General features: G+C 65.2%; 13 protein-coding genes. 6 read left to right on the top strand and 7 right to left on the bottom strand.

What is annotated here, in order from left to right; genetic code table 11:
- Positions 1-89 precede the first annotated feature (89 nt).
- The 4 genes from QX041_RS02435 to QX041_RS02420 form a co-directional block, all read right to left on the bottom strand.
- Positions 90-1,295, bottom strand: a complete 1,206-nt coding sequence (locus tag QX041_RS02435) for a radical SAM protein (RefSeq protein WP_315826332.1) — start codon at positions 1,293-1,295, stop codon at positions 90-92.
- Positions 1,292-2,323, bottom strand: a complete 1,032-nt coding sequence (locus QX041_RS02430; RefSeq protein WP_316164408.1) for an aKG-HExxH-type peptide beta-hydroxylase — start codon at positions 2,321-2,323, stop codon at positions 1,292-1,294. The genes QX041_RS02435 and QX041_RS02430 overlap by 4 nt, the downstream gene beginning before the upstream one ends.
- A 239-nt stretch (positions 2,324-2,562) precedes the next feature.
- Complete coding sequence (locus QX041_RS02425) at positions 2,563-2,910, bottom strand: hypothetical protein (RefSeq protein WP_315714878.1); 348 nt, start codon at positions 2,908-2,910, stop codon at positions 2,563-2,565.
- Between the two features lie 475 nt (positions 2,911-3,385).
- The gene (locus QX041_RS02420; RefSeq protein WP_315714879.1) at positions 3,386-4,555 is read right to left on the bottom strand and encodes a M20 aminoacylase family protein; all 1,170 of its coding nucleotides are present in this window, start codon (positions 4,553-4,555) and stop codon (positions 3,386-3,388) included.
- 173 nt (positions 4,556-4,728) lie between these two features.
- Here QX041_RS02420 and QX041_RS02415 point away from each other — a divergent pair, with 173 nt between their 5' ends.
- Positions 4,729-6,348: a GMC family oxidoreductase gene (locus QX041_RS02415; protein WP_316164407.1), complete on the top strand. Its 1,620-nt coding sequence runs from the start codon at positions 4,729-4,731 to the stop codon at positions 6,346-6,348.
- A 156-nt stretch (positions 6,349-6,504) separates the two neighbouring features.
- Here the strand turns inward: QX041_RS02415 and QX041_RS02410 are convergent, their stop codons facing one another.
- The gene (locus QX041_RS02410; RefSeq protein ID WP_316164406.1) at positions 6,505-7,674 is read right to left on the bottom strand and encodes an acyltransferase; all 1,170 of its coding nucleotides are present in this window, start codon (positions 7,672-7,674) and stop codon (positions 6,505-6,507) included.
- Positions 7,675-7,897: 223 nt separating this feature from the next.
- On the opposite strand from QX041_RS02410, the gene QX041_RS02405 reads away from it, so the two are divergent.
- The 4 genes from QX041_RS02405 to QX041_RS02390 all read left to right on the top strand — a co-directional run bounded on the left by QX041_RS02405 (position 7,898) and on the right by QX041_RS02390 (position 10,612).
- Positions 7,898-8,842 carry a metallophosphoesterase family protein gene (locus QX041_RS02405; protein WP_316164405.1) on the top strand — a complete coding sequence of 315 codons (945 nt, stop codon included), beginning with the start codon at positions 7,898-7,900 and terminating at the stop codon, positions 8,840-8,842.
- 14 nt (positions 8,843-8,856) lie between these two features.
- Positions 8,857-9,174 carry a cupredoxin family copper-binding protein gene (locus tag QX041_RS02400; protein ID WP_316164404.1) on the top strand — a complete coding sequence of 106 codons (318 nt, stop codon included), beginning with the start codon at positions 8,857-8,859 and terminating at the stop codon, positions 9,172-9,174.
- A 97-nt stretch (positions 9,175-9,271) separates the two neighbouring features.
- Positions 9,272-9,820 (top strand): sigma-70 family RNA polymerase sigma factor, encoded by a 549-nt coding sequence (locus QX041_RS02395; RefSeq protein ID WP_315714997.1) that lies wholly within the window; start codon positions 9,272-9,274, stop codon positions 9,818-9,820.
- 3 nt (positions 9,821-9,823) lie between these two features.
- A complete protein-coding gene (locus tag QX041_RS02390) occupies positions 9,824-10,612 on the top strand; it encodes an anti-sigma factor (protein ID WP_316164403.1) in 789 nt (262 codons plus the stop codon).
- Between the two features lie 110 nt (positions 10,613-10,722).
- Here the strand turns inward: QX041_RS02390 and hpnO are convergent, their stop codons facing one another.
- Positions 10,723-12,114: an aminobacteriohopanetriol synthase HpnO gene (gene hpnO, locus QX041_RS02385; RefSeq protein WP_316164402.1), complete on the bottom strand. Its 1,392-nt coding sequence runs from the start codon at positions 12,112-12,114 to the stop codon at positions 10,723-10,725.
- A gap of 101 nt (positions 12,115-12,215) precedes the next feature.
- Between hpnO and QX041_RS02380 the strand changes: the two genes are divergently transcribed.
- On the top strand, positions 12,216-12,842 hold the full coding sequence (locus QX041_RS02380; protein WP_409977889.1) for a DUF2147 domain-containing protein: 627 nt from the start codon (positions 12,216-12,218) through the stop codon (positions 12,840-12,842).
- A gap of 62 nt (positions 12,843-12,904) precedes the next feature.
- On the opposite strand, the gene QX041_RS02375 is transcribed toward QX041_RS02380, so the two are convergent.
- A complete protein-coding gene (locus tag QX041_RS02375; RefSeq protein WP_316164401.1) occupies positions 12,905-15,505 on the bottom strand; it encodes an MMPL family transporter in 2,601 nt (866 codons plus the stop codon).
- Between the last annotated feature and the right edge of the window lie 303 nt (positions 15,506-15,808).

The raw sequence follows: 15,808 nt of genomic DNA, 5'->3' as shown, positions 1-15,808 counted from the left end.
CGCACTCCTTCCACGTTCCACTCTCGACCACGCCGCCTTGCAGCAGGCCCGCGCGACAGCGCGCATAAGTCGGCGATCGAGGTCCGACCTCAGCCGATGGCCGGAGATTCCTGCTGCAGCCCCACCGCCCGCCGCAGGGCGGTGTCGAGGAGATGAGCCCGGCGCAGCTTGGTTTCCTCCACCGACGTTCCCAGCCGCTCGCGGACGTGATCGAACAGTTTCAGGAGATCGGCGCACCACACCGTCGGATTGTTGAAGCCCGTCCGCGATGCATAGCGATGCGGAAGATAGCCGCCGGCACACGTGTCGCGCTCGCGGCACGCGCGACAGCCGTCGGGCAGCGGCATGCCCTCGAACACCGCCGCACGATGGAATTCGCCGGCGTGCCGGACGTCCATGAAGTCGGACGTCCGCACATTCAGGCCGGTGCGCGCGGCGCCGTCGTAGCAGACCCGCAGCACATCCAGCCCTTCGATCTCGCCATCGGTGTTGACGAACAGGAAGGTCAGCGGCTGGTTGCCGAGCATGTCGATGCGGCTCTCCCCGCCCTGGACCAGCCACGCGATGTTCCAGAAGATCTTGATCCGGAGGTCCAGCGTGCCGTCCCGCCACCAATCCTCGAAGATCGGGATCAGGAAATCGGCACAGGGTGTCGGTCCATACCGGTCGCGAACCGCCGCGATGGTGTCGTGGGTGAAATCCGGCAGCAGATAGTCGATGGAGGCCGGGCCCAGGCTCGTCAGATGGCGATGCACCGCGGCACCGCTCGCCCCGAGCTGGATCACCGACAGGAAGCGCAGCGGAATCCCGGCGCGGCGCAGCACGCCAAGGCCCTGCTCGACATCGCGATAGGAGCCACGCCCGGCATGATCGACGCGCAAGGCATCATGCACCTCGGGGGTTCCGTCGATGCTGATCCCGAGATCGATGTCGAACCTCTTGATGATCTCGGCCCAGCCGTCGTCGAGCAGCGTGCCGTTGGTCTGCATGCAGAGCTGCACCCGCGCGACGCCCGACAGCCCCTCCTTGATCTTCCGGCACCATGAGCTGAACCGCTCCTGCTTGACCAGGCACGGCTCGCCGCCATGAAAGGTGATCGTCAGATAGCTCTGACCCGTTGCCTGGCAATGGCGGCGGATGCGGTCGATCGCGATCTCGACGACCTCATCATCCATGATCGCGGGCCGCTCTCTCCACGTGCTGTCGCCCTTGTTGTAGACGTAGCAATAGGAGCAGTTCAGATTGCAGCGCGACGCGACCTTGAACACGAAGTGAAGATGGGGACCGTCGTTCATTGGTACGCAATCTCGGCGGTGCGATCGACGAAGATGCGGCCGTCCTCGGTCAGGAACGGCCGGGCACCGTCCAGTACGACCTGCGCCTCCTTGAGCTTGGTCAGCATATTGGCAAGCTCGGCCTGATACTCGGCTGATCCGCCGAACCCTTGCTTCTCGGCCTCACGATAGAAGGCGCAGATATAGGCGATGGCGTGAAAGGCCAGCAGGATCCCGCGCAAGGGCCGCGGCTCCGGCCGCAACGGCGATGCGTAGCGCCCCTGGTGCTGCGGATCCACCAGGGGTCCCGACGCCTCCGCCATGAACAGATGCAGATGCGCGGATTCGTGGACGATGGCCTCCATCACCTGCATCAGGCCGCCGAACAGGTCGGCGTAAACCATCCCGGGCACATCGGCTTGCGACCCGCTGCGGAAATAGGATCGCTCGCTGCTGCGCAGGGGGATCAGGACCCGCGTCACATCGGACACCCAATTCACGCACTCGGGAAACTTCTTCGCGGCGGTCACGAGGATCTCGAGCGCGTTCGTCACCTCGCGCGTCATCCGGGCCTGCTCGTCGGCCGAGAGATCGGTGTGCTCGGCCCAGGTGTCGGGAATCGGAAATCCGAGGGAGTGGCACCCCACGTCGACCGATATGTCGTAGGGCCATTCCTTCATCGGGAGCAGCCCAGCGAGCTCGTTCAGGTCATAGCTGCCGGCCTCGATCCGGTAGCCTCCGACCGGCGACCACAAGGTCAGCGGCTCCGGCGTCGTCAGCGAGGTGGATGCGGTCGGCGCATTCGCCGCCGTCCAGATCGCCACCTGCAGATCACGCTGCGGGCTCTTGTCATGCCTCTCATAGGTGATGGAGTTCATGCAGGGATGGCGAAGCCAGTCCGCTTCACGCGCGTTGGCTTCGATGAGCGACGCCTTGAGCGGCTCGCAATCGAGGCCGAGGCGATCCTCCGGCTGCCATCTCAGGATCCTGTCGTTGAATTTTTCATGCCAGGCAGATTTCGACGGTCGCCAGGTCCACGCGTCACTCATGATCGAGCATGCCTCCGGAAATACGCCAACGAAGCCGGCCGCAAGCTGTCCCGCCGTCAGACAGGACCGCAACCGATGCCGGTATCAAGAGCAGCTATCAGGAAAGGTCACGCTGATGACGGCGACCATTGCCCGTCATCCGCACCAGCGAGTCGCGGGCGGGCCCACGACACGTCACGTCGGAAAGATCCGACATCGCAGGCCCGCTTCGCTCCGTCTGAGCCGAACGATCGATCCGTTCACCTGACCGATTTCGGCGCGCCCCCCGCCTGCGGCACGCTAAATTGACCCTTGAGGTCCTTCACCGCCCGTACCTGCGTGAGACGCTCCGCAAGAGCCCCCAACACCGCGGGATCGTTGGCGATTTCACGTTCCATCTCGTCCGGACGCTCCATCGCCGCAAGGCGGCTGAAGACGATGCCGCGCGAGAATGGATTGGTCTTGCTGAAGATCGCTCCACGCGAGAATGGAACGCCTTCTGCCATGATGTCGATCTTCAGAGACGCGCGTGCGATCTCTGAGTCGACTACGGATTTCAGCGCCAGATCGACCTTCTTGCGCATTTCCGCCGGATCGCGATCAGCCATTCCTATACTCCCAGTCGGTTGAGAACCGCCATCGTTCAGAAAGGAAATAGCAACGTCCCGGTACAAGCTCTGTGATCTCGCGCCCTGAACTCACAGAACCTGAAGCAATGTAGCTGTGCTAAGCACTTCGCTCAGGCTGTCCCAATTCGCCAGTCGTCGAAGCCAGAAAAAAACTAACATGAAGCTAGTTCTTTAACAATAGAGTAGTTTGTCAGATACACCTGTTGATTGCTCGAATGAGCGACGCACTACGGCCGTCTCAGGCCGGCAGTGACCACGCGTGATGACGTCTTGCGCTCTCGGATGTCCCGCCAGGCATATTGTCGCACCTCATTCCGCGGCAGCGCACATTCTCGCGTAGCTCATGAAGCTCGACGTGCATATGGAAAGCAAAAGGCCCGCGCTCATCGCACGGGCCCTGCCAGTCCACGTTCGTGCCTGATCGCGGCGGTGCCGCTGCACGCGGCCGCGAGCCTCACGCCGCCAGCGTATTCTCCACCACCTTGATGAAGAACGAGGTGCCGTAGACGATCGCCTCGTCATTGAAGTTGTAGGCGGGGTGATGCAGGCCGGCGCTGTCGCCATTGCCGACGAAGATGAAGGCGCCGGGGCGCGCCTCGAGCATGTAGGCGAAGTCCTCGCCGCCCATCATCGGCGGCATCTCGTGCACATTGGCGTCGCCCGCGACCTCCTTGGCGGCGCGGATCGCGATCTCGGTCTGCTCGGCGTGATTGATGACGACAGGATAGCCGCGTGCATAGTTCAGGTCGATCTTGGCGCCGGTCATCTGGGCGACGCCGGTCACAACCTCGCGCACGCGCTTCTCCATCAGCTCACGTACCTTCGGCGTCAGCGTCCGCACGGTGCCGCGCAGCACCGCGCTCTGCGGAATCACATTGCGGGCATTGCCGGCGTGGAACTCGCAGATCGACAACACCGCGGCCTCCAACGGGTCGACGCTGCGCGACACGATCTGCTGCAGCGCGGTGACAAGCTGGGCGCCGACCAGAAGGGAGTCGATGCAATTGTGCGGCTTGGCGGCATGACCGCCATGGCCCTCGATCGTGATGTCGACCGCATCGGTCGATGCCATCAGCGGGCCCTGGCGAATGGCAAACGCGCCGACCGGCAGGCCGGGCCCGTTGTGCATTCCGTAAACCTGGTCGATCTTGAAACGGTCGATCAACCCGTCCTTGATCATCGCGTCCGCACCGCCGCCGCCCTCCTCGGCGGGCTGGAAGATCACCGCGACCTCGCCGGCGAAGTTGCGGGTCTCGGCGAGATAGCGCGCGGCGCCAAGCAGCATCGCGGTGTGACCGTCGTGGCCGCAGGCATGCATCATGCCCGGGGTCTTCGAGGCATAGGGCAGCCCGGTCGCCTCCTCGATCGGCAGCGCGTCCATGTCGGCGCGCAGTCCGAGCACCTTCACCTCGCCGTGGCCGGGCTTGCGGCCCTTGATGACGCCGACCACGCCGGTCTTGCCGAGGCCCGTCACGACCTCATCGCAGCCGAACTCGCGCAGCCGCTCGGTGACGAAGGCCGCCGTCCGGTGCACGTCGTAGAGCAGCTCCGGATGCGAATGGATATCCCGCCTCCAGGCCTGGATATCGGGCTGCAGATCGGCGACGCGGTTGACGATGGGCATGGGGAATCTCGTAACTCCGGTGGGACTTTGCGCCTGTTTAGCATGCAAAAGCCGCACCGCCCAAGATAAGGGCTGCGCCCGCCTCATGGCTCGGTCAACCAGCCATGAACGTGGCGCTTGTCCGGCCCCGTCCGGGCTGACTAAAAGCTGGCAACGATGGGAAGGGAATGCCGATGCCGAGACAGCTCGAGGGGGATTACGATTATATCGTGGTGGGCGCCGGCACCGCCGGCTGCATCCTCGCCAACCGGCTGTCGGCCGATCCGAAGCGCCGCGTCCTAATTCTCGAGGCCGGCGGCAATGACAATTGGATCTGGTTCCATATTCCGGTCGGCTACCTCTTCGCGATCGGCAATCCGCGCTCGGACTGGATGTTTCGCACCGAGGCCGAGCCGGGGCTGAACGGCCGCTCGCTGGCCTACCCCCGCGGCAAGGTGATCGGCGGCTGCTCGGCGATCAATGCCATGATCTCGATGCGCGGCCAGGCCGCCGACTACGACCATTGGCGCCAGCTCGGCCTCTCCGGCTGGTCCTATTCCGACGTGCTGCCGGTGTTCAAACGGCTGGAGGATCATTTTCTCGGCGAGAGCGAGCATCACGGCACCGGCGGCGGCTGGCGCATCGAGGCGCCCCGGCTGTCCTGGGCGGTGCTGGACGCGGTCGGCGACGCCGCCGAGCAGATGGGCCTCCGCCGCATCCCCGACTTCAATACCGGCGACAATGAAGGCATCAGCTATTTCCACGTCAACCAGAAGCGCGGCCGGCGCTGGTCTTCCGCGCGGGGCTTCCTCAAGCCGGCGCTGAACCGGCCGAACCTGCGGCTCGAAACCAACGTCCTCGTCGACCGCCTGATCGTCGAGAACGGCCGCGCCGTCGGCGTGCGCTACCGGCAGAACGGCGAGACCATCGAGGCGCGCAGCAGGGGCGAGGTCATCCTCAGCGCCGGCTCGATCGGCTCGGTGCAGGTGTTGCAGCGCTCGGGCATCGGCCCGGCCGACTGGCTCGGCGCGCTCGGCATCGATGTCGCCCTCGACAAGCCGGGCGTGGGACGCAACCTGCAGGACCATCTGCAGCAGCGCGCGATCTACAAGGTCACGGGCGTGAAGACGCTGAACGAGACCTACTACTCGCTGGTGCGGCGCGGCCTGATGGGGCTCGACTACGCGTTCCGGCGCCGCGGGCCGCTGACCATGGCCCCGTCGCAGCTCGGCATCTTCACGCGCTCGGATGCGACGCGCGACCGCGCCAACATCCAGTTCCACGTGCAGCCGCTGTCGCTCGACAAGTTCGGCGATCCCCTGCATCGTTTTCCCGCGATCACGGTCAGCGCCTGCAACCTGCGTCCGACCTCGCGCGGCACGGTCCGGATCAGGTCGGCGGGGATAGACGAGGCGCCATCGATCGCGCCGAACTACCTGGCGACCGAGGACGACCGCCAGGTGGCGGCCGACGCCATCCGCGTCACCCGCCGGCTGATGAAGCAGAATGCGCTCGCCGCCTACAGGCCGGAGGAATATCTGCCCGGCCCATCCGTCGGCGATGACGACGCGGCGCTGGCCAAGGCCGCCGGTGACATCGGCACGACGATCTTTCATCCGGTCGGCACGGCGAAGATGGGCTCCGCTGATGATCCGATGGCCGTGGTCGACGAGCGGCTGCGCTTTCGCGGCATCGACCGCCTGCGCGTTGCCGATGCTTCGATCATGCCGACCATCACGTCAGGCAACACCAACACACCGACGGCGATGATCGCGGAGAAGGCGGCGTCGATGATCTTGGAGGATGGACGCTAGGCGCTCACGTCCAGCAACCACCTCTGCCGTCATTGCGAACGAAGCGGCGAAGCGAAGCGATCCAGAGCCCCGTCCCGACTCTGGATTGCTTCGTCGGCTTCGCTCGCAATGACACCATCAATGAACGGTGGCCTTTGAGGTCAGAGAGGTTCAGCTTCAAATGATCCGCGCCACCAGCGGAACCCGGCGCAACAGTGCTGCGGCGAGCCAGCTCACCGACAGCGTGCCGATCATCACGATCGCGAACTTCACTCCCGCCGGCCACGCCGGGTCGTAGACCAGATATTGCAGCCACAGCAGCGGCAGGAAGTGCAGCAGGTAGATGCCGTAGGCCGACGGCTGCAGGCGATCCATCAGCGTCAGCGGCGCCTTCGCCCAGCGCTGAAAGAAGGTCGGCACGAACGCCATCGCGGCGCAGAAGCTCGCCACCGCCACGCCATAGGCCGCACGCCACCACAGCGGCGGTGAATCGAAATCGACGATCCAGTTGTGATGCGCGTAGGCCAGCAACAGGATCGCGCCATAGCAGCCGTAGGAAAGACCGAACCAGATCCACCAGCGCCGCACCAGCGCGCCGTCGGCTGCGAACGGCCCCGTCCGCAGCCCGGCTGCGCCGATCGCGACGCCGCCGGCGAAGAAGGCCGGATAGAGCAGCACCCGGCTCGCCTGCAGCGGCAGCGGAAAATGTCCGGGCATGAACCAGAATCCGTCACCGAAGCCGAGATGCGGCGGCAGATAGACCAGGTTGGCGATCACGAGGAAGATCAGGAAGCCAGTGAGCGGATAGTGCAGCAACGTCCCGGCCCAGCGCCCGAGTGCGCCGATCGCCTGCGGTGCCAGGACCCAGACGAACGCAGCCAGCATATCAAACCCCAGCAGCACGCCGAGAAACCAGGCCGAGCCGGACGGCCACGGCCCCTCGCTGATCATCCGCCACCACACCGCGCTGAACTGATCCTCCGCCACGTAGTAGCGGTAGTAGGCGATCGGCATGATCACGAAGATCGACATGATATAGGGCACGCCGAGCCGCAGCGCACGGCGCCCGACATAGTCCGACGCGCCCCTGCCCGCCAGGCTTGCCGGCACGAACAGGCCGGAGATGAAGAACATGCACGACATGAAGTAGCTGTCGTTGAACAGCGCGACGAGATCGAATCCGAGCCAGTGCATGCGGTCGCCGCCCTGGCCGAAATCGGTGTAGTTGATGGCGGAGTGATAGAGCACGACCGAGAGCGTGATGAAGGTCCTGGCGCGGTCGAGCGGCACGATCCGATCGCGCGACGTCTCGGTTCGTTGCAGGGTCGGGGTCACGCGCTCATGCATCGACGTCGCATCCAGTCCATCAGCCGCCCCTCGGCGGCGCGCGCCGCTCATATCATTCGCCCGGCCCTGCGCCGACATCCTGCGTGACCGGGTGAGCCGTCGGCCATTGCCGCCATGATCACGAACACGTCATCGCGTTTCGATCGCGAGAAGCCGGGAATAAAACCGGGCCGCGACCGCTCTTCTCACCCGCAAGCCCGATGACGGGCAACGGGAGATGACGATGAGCCTTGGTGATCATGACGAGAACGGCGTCAGCCGCCGCAAGGTGCTGGAGTGCATGACATGGGCGGGCACGGGCGTGCTCTGGACGCTGTCGGGCGGCGTGCCACGTTCGCTCGGCCTGGTCGACGCGGCGCGGGCGGCCGAGCAGCCGGCCTCCGGCCTGACCTTCCTGCAGATCAGCGACAGCCATGTCGGCTTCGACAAGCCAGCCAATCCCAACGCGACCGGCACGCTCGAGGAGGCCGTCAACCGCATCAAGGCGATGCCGGTGAAGCCGGCCTTCATGATCCATACCGGCGACATCTCGCATCTGTCGAAGGCAGCCGAGTTCGACGATGCCGACCGCATCATCTCGCAGTCCAGGCTCGACGTGCACTACGTGCCGGGCGAGCACGACTTCCTCGACGAGGACGTCAAGCTCTACAAGGAGCGCTACGGCAAGGGCACGCGCGGTGCCGGCTGGTATTCGTTCGATGCCAACGGCGTGCACTTCGTCGGGCTCGTCAACGTGGTCGATCTCAAGGCCGGCGGGCTCGGCAATCTCGGCGCCGAGCAGCTTGCCTGGCTCGAGCAGGATCTCAAGGGCCGCTCCAGATCCACGCCGATCGTGGTGTTCGCGCACATCCCGCTGTGGACGGTGTATCCGCAATGGGGCTGGGGCACCGAGGACGGCGGGCGCGCGCTCGACACCCTGAAGGGCTTCGGCTCGGTGACGGTGCTGAACGGACACATCCACCAGGTGATGCAGAAGGTCGAAGGCAACGTCACCTTCCATACCGCGCGCTCGACCGCCTTTCCGCAGCCGGCGCCGGGCACGGCGCCCTCGCCCGGCCCGATGAAGGTCGAGGATGCCAGGCTGCGCAGCCTGCTCGGCATCGCCAGCATCGACTTCAAGGTCGGTGACGAGCGGCTCGCCATCATCGACACGCCGCTTGCGGGCTGAGGGACGAAAACGCGATGATCCAGCCAGTTCTTCGCGGTGCAGGCTTGGCCGCCGTACTGCTTGTTTGCGCCGCGCCGCTGCGCGCCGAGACCATCAAGGTCACGATCGACAATTTCACCTTCACCCCGGCCGAAATGACGGTGAAGGTCGGCGACACCGTCACCTGGACCAACCACGACGACATTCCGCACACGGTGGTGTCGGCCGGGAAATACCGATCGAAAACGCTCGACACCGACGACAGCTTCTCCTTCACGTTCGCAGCCGCCGGCGACTACAAATATTTCTGCTCGCTGCATCCGCACATGACGGGGCTGGTCAAGGTTGAGTAGCATCGCGAACCAGGGCATGAGCATCGTCGGATGGGCCGGTCGGCGGCGTACCGCCGGCCGCGCCGTGCGACCGCGAACCGGGCCGGAGACCTCGCCGGTGACGACAGCCAGTGACGATCCCGAGAAGGCGCGACGCTTCCGCGAGGCGGCGCTGCCCTATCTCGACGATGTCTACACGCTGGCGCGCTATCTGCTGCGCAACGCCGCCGACGCCGAAGACGCGGTGCAGGAATGCTACCTGCGCGCGCTGAAGCATTTCGACACCTATCGCGGCCCGGCGATGAAGCCGTGGCTGTTCGCGATCCTGCGCAACGTCTGCCACGCCGAATTCGCGCGCCGGGCCGGCGCGCCGGTCAAGGCGCTCGATGACGCGCCGGAAGCGGCCGAGCAGCCCCCGCTGTGGCAGGAGAGCGCCGAGACGCCGGAAGGCGCCGTGTTGCGGGAACGTGATGCCTCGGCGATCCGCCGGCTGATCGACACGCTGGCCGAGCCGTTTCGCGAGACGTTCGTCATGCGCGAGGTCAACAATCTGTCCTATCGCGAGATCGCGGAGGCCGCCGGCGTGCCGGTCGGCACCGTGATGTCGCGTCTTGCCCGCGCCCGCGCGATGCTGCGCGCCGCCTGGCTCGCGCAGGAGGAGCCTTAAGCCATGACCTGCGATGAAGCCGAGATCCTGATCCACGCGCTGGCCGATGGCGAGCTCGATGCCGGCCACGCTCGTGAGGTCGAAGCCCATGTTGCGACCTGCCCGCGCTGCGCCGCGGAGCTTGCCGCGGTCAGGCAGATGAAGCAGATGCTCGCCGGCACCGACCTCGGCTACAGGGCGTCCCCTGCCTTGCGCCAGCGCATCGAAGCCGCCCTGCCGCCGGCCGATGCGGCCTCCATCATCCCGCTCGCTGCAGTGCCGAGCCGACGCACGCTGCTGCGAGGTTTCGCCCTGGGCTCGGCGGTGTCGGCGCTGGCCGCCACCGGCCTCGTCGCCATCGTGCTGCGCAATGACGACCAGCAGCGGATCGAGGCCGAGATCGTCTCGGCGCATCTGCGCTCGCTACAGGCCGGCCACCTCACCGACGTCATCTCGACCGATCAGCACACCGTCAAGCCCTGGTTCAACGGCAAGCTCGACGTCGCGCCGCCGGTGATCGACCTGACCGCGCAGGGCTTCACCCTCATCGGCGGGCGGCTCGATTACGTCGACGCACGCGCGATCGGCGCGGTGGTCTATCGCCGCCGCCAGCACGTGATCAATCTGTTCGTGGCGCAGACCTCGTCCACCGAGCGCCGCGCCGCACGGATGGACACGATCCAGGGCTTCAACATCCGCTCTTGGCGCGACCGCGGCCTGAGCTATTGGGCGGTCAGCGATATCGGCGCCGACGAACTCAACGAGTTCGGCGAGCGGTTCGAGCGCGCGATGGGTGCGAACAAGGAGGGGTAACGCGCTCTCGCGCTTCAGTCATTGCGAGCGAAGCGTGCCCACGGTCTGTCCGGAGACGAACTGAAGCGGTGGGCACGGCGCCACGCGCCTTTGCCCACCCGACGCGAACATCACGCGGACTTGCGGATCGCGTTGTCGACCAGGGTTTTGCCGAGCGACCAGATCGCGCCGGGGACCTTGTGGCTCTGCGCGATGACGTCGTCGAAGGCGCGCTCGATCCAGGCGCAGTCCTCTTCGGTGATGGTCAGCGGCGGCAGCAGCTTGATCGTATGCAAGCCGTGGCCGGCGACCTGGGTCAGGATCTTGTGATCCTTGAACAGCGGCACCGTGATGAGCTGGCAGAACAGGCCCTTGTTGGCGCTCTCCAGCATGGTCCACGACGCCTTGAGGCGCAGCGATTTCGGCGGACCGAACTCGACGCCGATCATCAGTCCCTTGCCGCGCACTTCCTTGAGCAGCTCGTAGCCCGGCACCATCCGCGTCAGCGCCAGCCGCAGCTCGGCGCCGCGCTTGGCGGCGGCCTCCACCAGCTTCTCGGCCTTCATCACCTCGAGCGTGGCAATGCCGGCGGCCATCGCGAGGTCGTTCTTGGCGAAGGTCGAGCCGTGCACCACAGCGCGGTCCATGCGGTTGAAGATCTTGTCGAAGATCTGCTTGCGCGTCAGCAGCGCGCCGACCGGAACATGGCCCCCGGACAGCGCCTTCGACAGCAGCACCATGTCGGGTTCGACGTTCCAATGTTCCACCGCCAGGAACCGCCCGGTGCGGCCCATGCCGGTCTGGATCTCGTCGGCGATGAAGATGGTGCCGTATTTCTTGCAGAGCGCCGCGGCGCCGGGCAGGAACTCGTCGGAGGGCATGTTGACGCCCTTGCCCTGGATCGGCTCGACGATGAACGCTGCGATCTCGCGCGACGACAGCGCCTGCTCGAGCGCGGTGAGATCGTTGAAGGGGATCGCCGTGCAGCCCGGCAGCAGCGGCTCGAAGCCGTTGCGGAAGTTCGAATCATCGGTCAGCGACAGCGCGCCGTAGGTGAGACCGTGATAGGAGTGCCCGCAATAGACGATGCCGGGCCGGCCGGTCGCGCCACGCGCGAATTTGATCGCGGCTTCCACCGTCTCGGCGCCGGAATTGGCGAAGAACACCTTGTCCAGATACGGGACATATTCCAGCAGCCGCTCGGCAAGAACGCCCGCCAAGGTCGAGACGTCGAGCTGAACGAGATTCGGCAGATCGGTGTCGAGGACGCTTTTCAGCGCGGCACGCAGCGTCGGATGATTGCGGCCGATTGCAAAGACGCCAAAACCGCTGAGCAGATCAAGATAACGGGCGCCATCACGATCGTAGAGATATTGCCCTTGTCCCTTCTGGAACCCAACATCATATCCAATCGTCTTTAGAACGCGGACAAGCTGCTCGTTCAGATGCCGAGAGTGCATCGTGCTGCGCTGCGCTTGGCGCTCCACAAACATCTCGGAAACGTCTAGATTGGGTTTTAGCATCGGCTACATACTTCGGTTGATGGACGTGACGTCAACTGAAAACGCGCAATGCGGCGTTTTGCCCTCATTCGCACCATCAAAGCAAGCACGGGTTTCTGCCAATGTTGCATCGCCTTAGATATCTCATGTCGACGACACTAGCATACTCCGCAGTAGTGTTCGCAGCAGGAATTTCTTCCGCGCTCGCGGCCGACCCCACCGGCGACTGGCGGGTCGCCGACGGCGTCGCTAACATCCGAGTCGCACAATGTAATGGCAGCATGTGGGGCGTCGTGGCCTGGGAGAAGACCCCGGGCGGACGCGACAGCAACAACCCCGATCCGGCCCGCCAGAGCCGGCCGACGCTCGGCATGCCGATCCTGATCGACATGAAGAAGAAGCCCGGCGCAGACGCGTGGGAAGGCCAAGTCTACAACGCCAAGGATGGGCAGCTCTACAGCTCCACCATCACGCCGGTCGACCCCGATCACCTGGAGATCAAGGGCTGCGTGCTCGGCTTCCTGTGCGGCGGCGAGACCTGGACGCGGGTTGCTCCGCCGATCCCGTCGAGCCCCGTGAACAGCATGGCCAAAGGTACACAGAAACCAATCGCGCCGGCCCCTGCCCCGGCGGCCAAGACGACGACCGGCGTCGGCAGCGGCGCAACCGCATCGGCCAAGCCGGGACACAAGCCCGCGGACCAGGTCGGCGATATCTGCCTGCTGCCCGATATTGCGCGCGCCCGCTAATTGGCGTCCGTCACCCGAACAAAAAAGCGGCCGAGAGATCGGCCGCTTTTTCTATTCGGTGATCAAGAGCCCTCTTGCTCCTTGACCTCGCGAGGCTTGCCCATCAGGGCCGGCTGGAACAGCAGCACGGCGGCGAGCGTGGTGACCAGCGACAGCGCCAGCAGCTTGCCCATGCTGGACGTGCCGGGATGGCTCGACAGCCACAGGCTGCCGAATGCGGTCGCCGTCGTCAGTGCGCTGAAGAAGATCGCCCGGGTCAGGCTGGTCTGGAGCAAATTGGTGCGGCCGCCGCGCCACGCCACCACGTAGTAGATCTTGAACGCGACGCCAATGCCAAGCAGGAGCGGCAGAGCGACGATGTTGGCGAAGTTCAGCGGCAGCTTGATCAGCACGCAGATCTCCAACGTCACGGCGCCTGCGACCAGCAGCGGCACGATCGTCATCAGCACGTCGGTGAAGCGCTTCAAGGTCACCCACAGCAGCAGGCTGATCACGACCAGCGAGTAGATGCCGGCGTGGATGAATGCCTTCACGATCGTGTCACCTGACTTCAGGATCGACACCGGCCCGCCGATCGCATTGGGCTCGGCCGTCAGCACCGCGTTGGCAAATCGCCTGAGATTGTCGTTGTCATTCGGATCCCCCTTCGGCTGCGCCTCGACCCGAATCAGTCCGTCCTTGCTCTTCCACTGCGACACCAGCTCCGGTGGCAGGTTCGCGAGGCTGACCGGCTGCGCCTGCAGGGTGGCGCTGAGCTGCGCCAGCGTGATCTTCCACGGCTCGACGAACACCGCCTGCGCCTTGTTGCGCACCGCTTCGCTGGCGCCCGCGAGCCTGGCAAGCGCGTCGGCGAGCCGCCGCGACGCCACCGCGCCCGGCCCACTGATCTCGCCCGCGGTGCGCCGGAGATTGTCGACAGTCGAGTTCAGGGCGTCCACATTCTCCTTGTCGCTTGGCGCCGCATCGACCTGATCCGGATTGAGCGCAGGCCCCAGCACCTTCGCGCCCTGCGCGATCAGCTTCAGCTTGGCCGGCTGGTCCTCGGGGACGAAGCTGTCGAGCGACATCACGCGCGCCACTTCGGGGAGCTTCTCGAGCTTGGCCTCGATCGCCTTGGCCTCGGTCTCGGAGCGCGTCAGCACGTCGATCGCGTTGGCGCCCGTGTTCGGATCCTTTCGCAGGTCGAGATAGGTCGCGATCGACTCGGCGCGCGGATTGCGCAGGTTCATCGGGTTGAAGTCGAACTTCATGTAGTAGAGCAGCGGCAGGCCGGCGACGACCAGGCCGAGCGTGCCGACGATGATCGGCACCCGGTGCTTCTCCAGGAAATGATCGACCGGCGCCAGGAATGCGTAGCCGACCGGCTCCTTCTCGCCGGGCGGATTGAGAATCCTCAGCAAGGCCGGCAGCACCGTGATCGACGACAGGAACGCGATGATCATGCCCGCGCCGGCGATGGCGCCGAGCTCGGAGATGCCCTTGTAGTCGGTCGGCAGGAAGCACAGGAAGCCGGCAGCCGTCGCCATCGCCGCGAGCGACAGCGGCACCGCGGAGCGGCGCGCAGCTTCCGCCAGCGCCTCCGGCAGATTGTCGTTCTTGAAGCGCTCGGAACGGTAGCGCACGCTGAACTGGATGCCGAAATCGACGCCCAGGCCGATGAACAGCACGGCGAACGCGACCGACAACAGATTCAGGGAGCCGACCATCATCAGGCCAACGGCCGTGGTGAGGGCGAGGCCGATGAACAGGTTGATGAACACGGCCGAGATGATCTTGGCCGAATGCAGCGCCAGCCACAGGATGATCAGCACGACGACCACGGTGCCGATGCCGTTGACGACGGCGCCCTCCTGCACGGTGGCGTATTCCTCGTTGGCGATCGGCACCGGACCGGTCAGCCGCACGCGCGCGTGAAAGCGGTTGGGGAAATCGAGCTCGGCCGCGGCCTGCCGGATCGCATCGGTGGCGGCCTTGCCGGGCTCCAGGGCCTGGTAGTCGAGGATCGGCTTGAACTGGATGAAGGCGCGCTTGTCGCTGTCTTCGAGCGGCTTGTCGGAGATCAGCTGGCGCCAGGAAAAGGTCGCATCGCCCTTGTCGAGCACGGTCTCCACCGTCTGGGAGATGTAGTCGAACGGCCGTGCGGCATTGTCCAGCTTGACCTGGCCGCGCTTGACGCCGGCAAGGCCGGTCTCCAGCGCACCGGTCAGGCCGCGGATCGAGGGGTCCCCGGCCATGATCTCGACGAGCGGTGCCGCCGCCGCGAACTGGTCCGTGAGCTGCTTGACCTCCTCGGTCGGCAGGAACAGCAGGCCGTTCCTGGCGAAGAACTCGCCGCCGCCGAGCAGCTCGACCGATGAGAAGTTCGCGGTGTCGCCCTTGAGCTTCTTGGCGAGCGCATCGGCCGCCACACCTGTCATCTCGGGCGTCGCCGCTTCGACCACCGCCAGGATCATCCGATCGCGATCGAAGGCCTGCTCGTACTGCTGGTCGCGCTTGCGCCAGTCGAGCTCGGGCGAAATCAGCTTGTTGATGTCGGTATTGATGGAGAAATGACGCGCCGTATAGAAGCCCGCGCCTACGGAGAGCAGCAGGGCCGCAATCAATGTCGGCCAGGCAAACCGGGTGCAGGCCTTGACGATCGAGACGACAAACGTGGTCAGCACTTCGTGACTTTCTAATGTTTAGAGAGCTGGGCGGAAACGTCCGCTTCATGGCGGAGTTCCCCGATCAGGGCGAGCCCCGGACGCACACATCCTGAGCGGCGCCCCGACCCGGCCTGGCCCAACCTTGAAGACGAGGATGGTCCGTCGACGGCGGATCAGGTCGAACGATGCACGGAACCGTCGGGGCGGCTGATATAGCGGCTGTTCTCGGCGGTAAAGTGACGAACGAGTGAGAGCATAACCAACTCAATTGATTGATCTAATTTATAATTACCAAATTACCGGCAGCCTGTCGCGGGCTGT

The sequence above is a fragment of the Bradyrhizobium sp. SZCCHNRI2009 genome, from assembly GCF_032485115.1.
Lineage (GTDB): Bacteria > Pseudomonadota > Alphaproteobacteria > Rhizobiales > Xanthobacteraceae > Bradyrhizobium.
The sequence above is the reverse complement of the archived record's forward strand: the minus strand, read 5'-3'. Positions and strand labels throughout refer to the sequence as shown.

Coding starts and splice junctions, on each gene's coding strand:
- QX041_RS02435 (WP_315826332.1), bottom strand. CDS start 1,295: ATGAACGACGGTCCCCATCTTCACTTCGTGTTCAAGGTCGCGTCGCGC.
- QX041_RS02430 (WP_316164408.1), bottom strand. CDS start 2,323: ATGAGTGACGCGTGGACCTGGCGACCGTCGAAATCTGCCTGGCATGAA.
- QX041_RS02425 (WP_315714878.1), bottom strand. CDS start 2,910: ATGGCTGATCGCGATCCGGCGGAAATGCGCAAGAAGGTCGATCTGGCG.
- QX041_RS02420 (WP_315714879.1), bottom strand. CDS start 4,555: ATGCCCATCGTCAACCGCGTCGCCGATCTGCAGCCCGATATCCAGGCC.
- QX041_RS02415 (WP_316164407.1), top strand. CDS start 4,729: ATGCCGAGACAGCTCGAGGGGGATTACGATTATATCGTGGTGGGCGCC.
- QX041_RS02410 (WP_316164406.1), bottom strand. CDS start 7,674: ATGCATGAGCGCGTGACCCCGACCCTGCAACGAACCGAGACGTCGCGC.
- QX041_RS02405 (WP_316164405.1), top strand. CDS start 7,898: ATGAGCCTTGGTGATCATGACGAGAACGGCGTCAGCCGCCGCAAGGTG.
- QX041_RS02400 (WP_316164404.1), top strand. CDS start 8,857: ATGATCCAGCCAGTTCTTCGCGGTGCAGGCTTGGCCGCCGTACTGCTT.
- QX041_RS02390 (WP_316164403.1), top strand. CDS start 9,824: ATGACCTGCGATGAAGCCGAGATCCTGATCCACGCGCTGGCCGATGGC.
- hpnO (WP_316164402.1), bottom strand. CDS start 12,114: ATGCTAAAACCCAATCTAGACGTTTCCGAGATGTTTGTGGAGCGCCAA.
- QX041_RS02380 (WP_409977889.1), top strand. CDS start 12,216: ATGTTGCATCGCCTTAGATATCTCATGTCGACGACACTAGCATACTCC.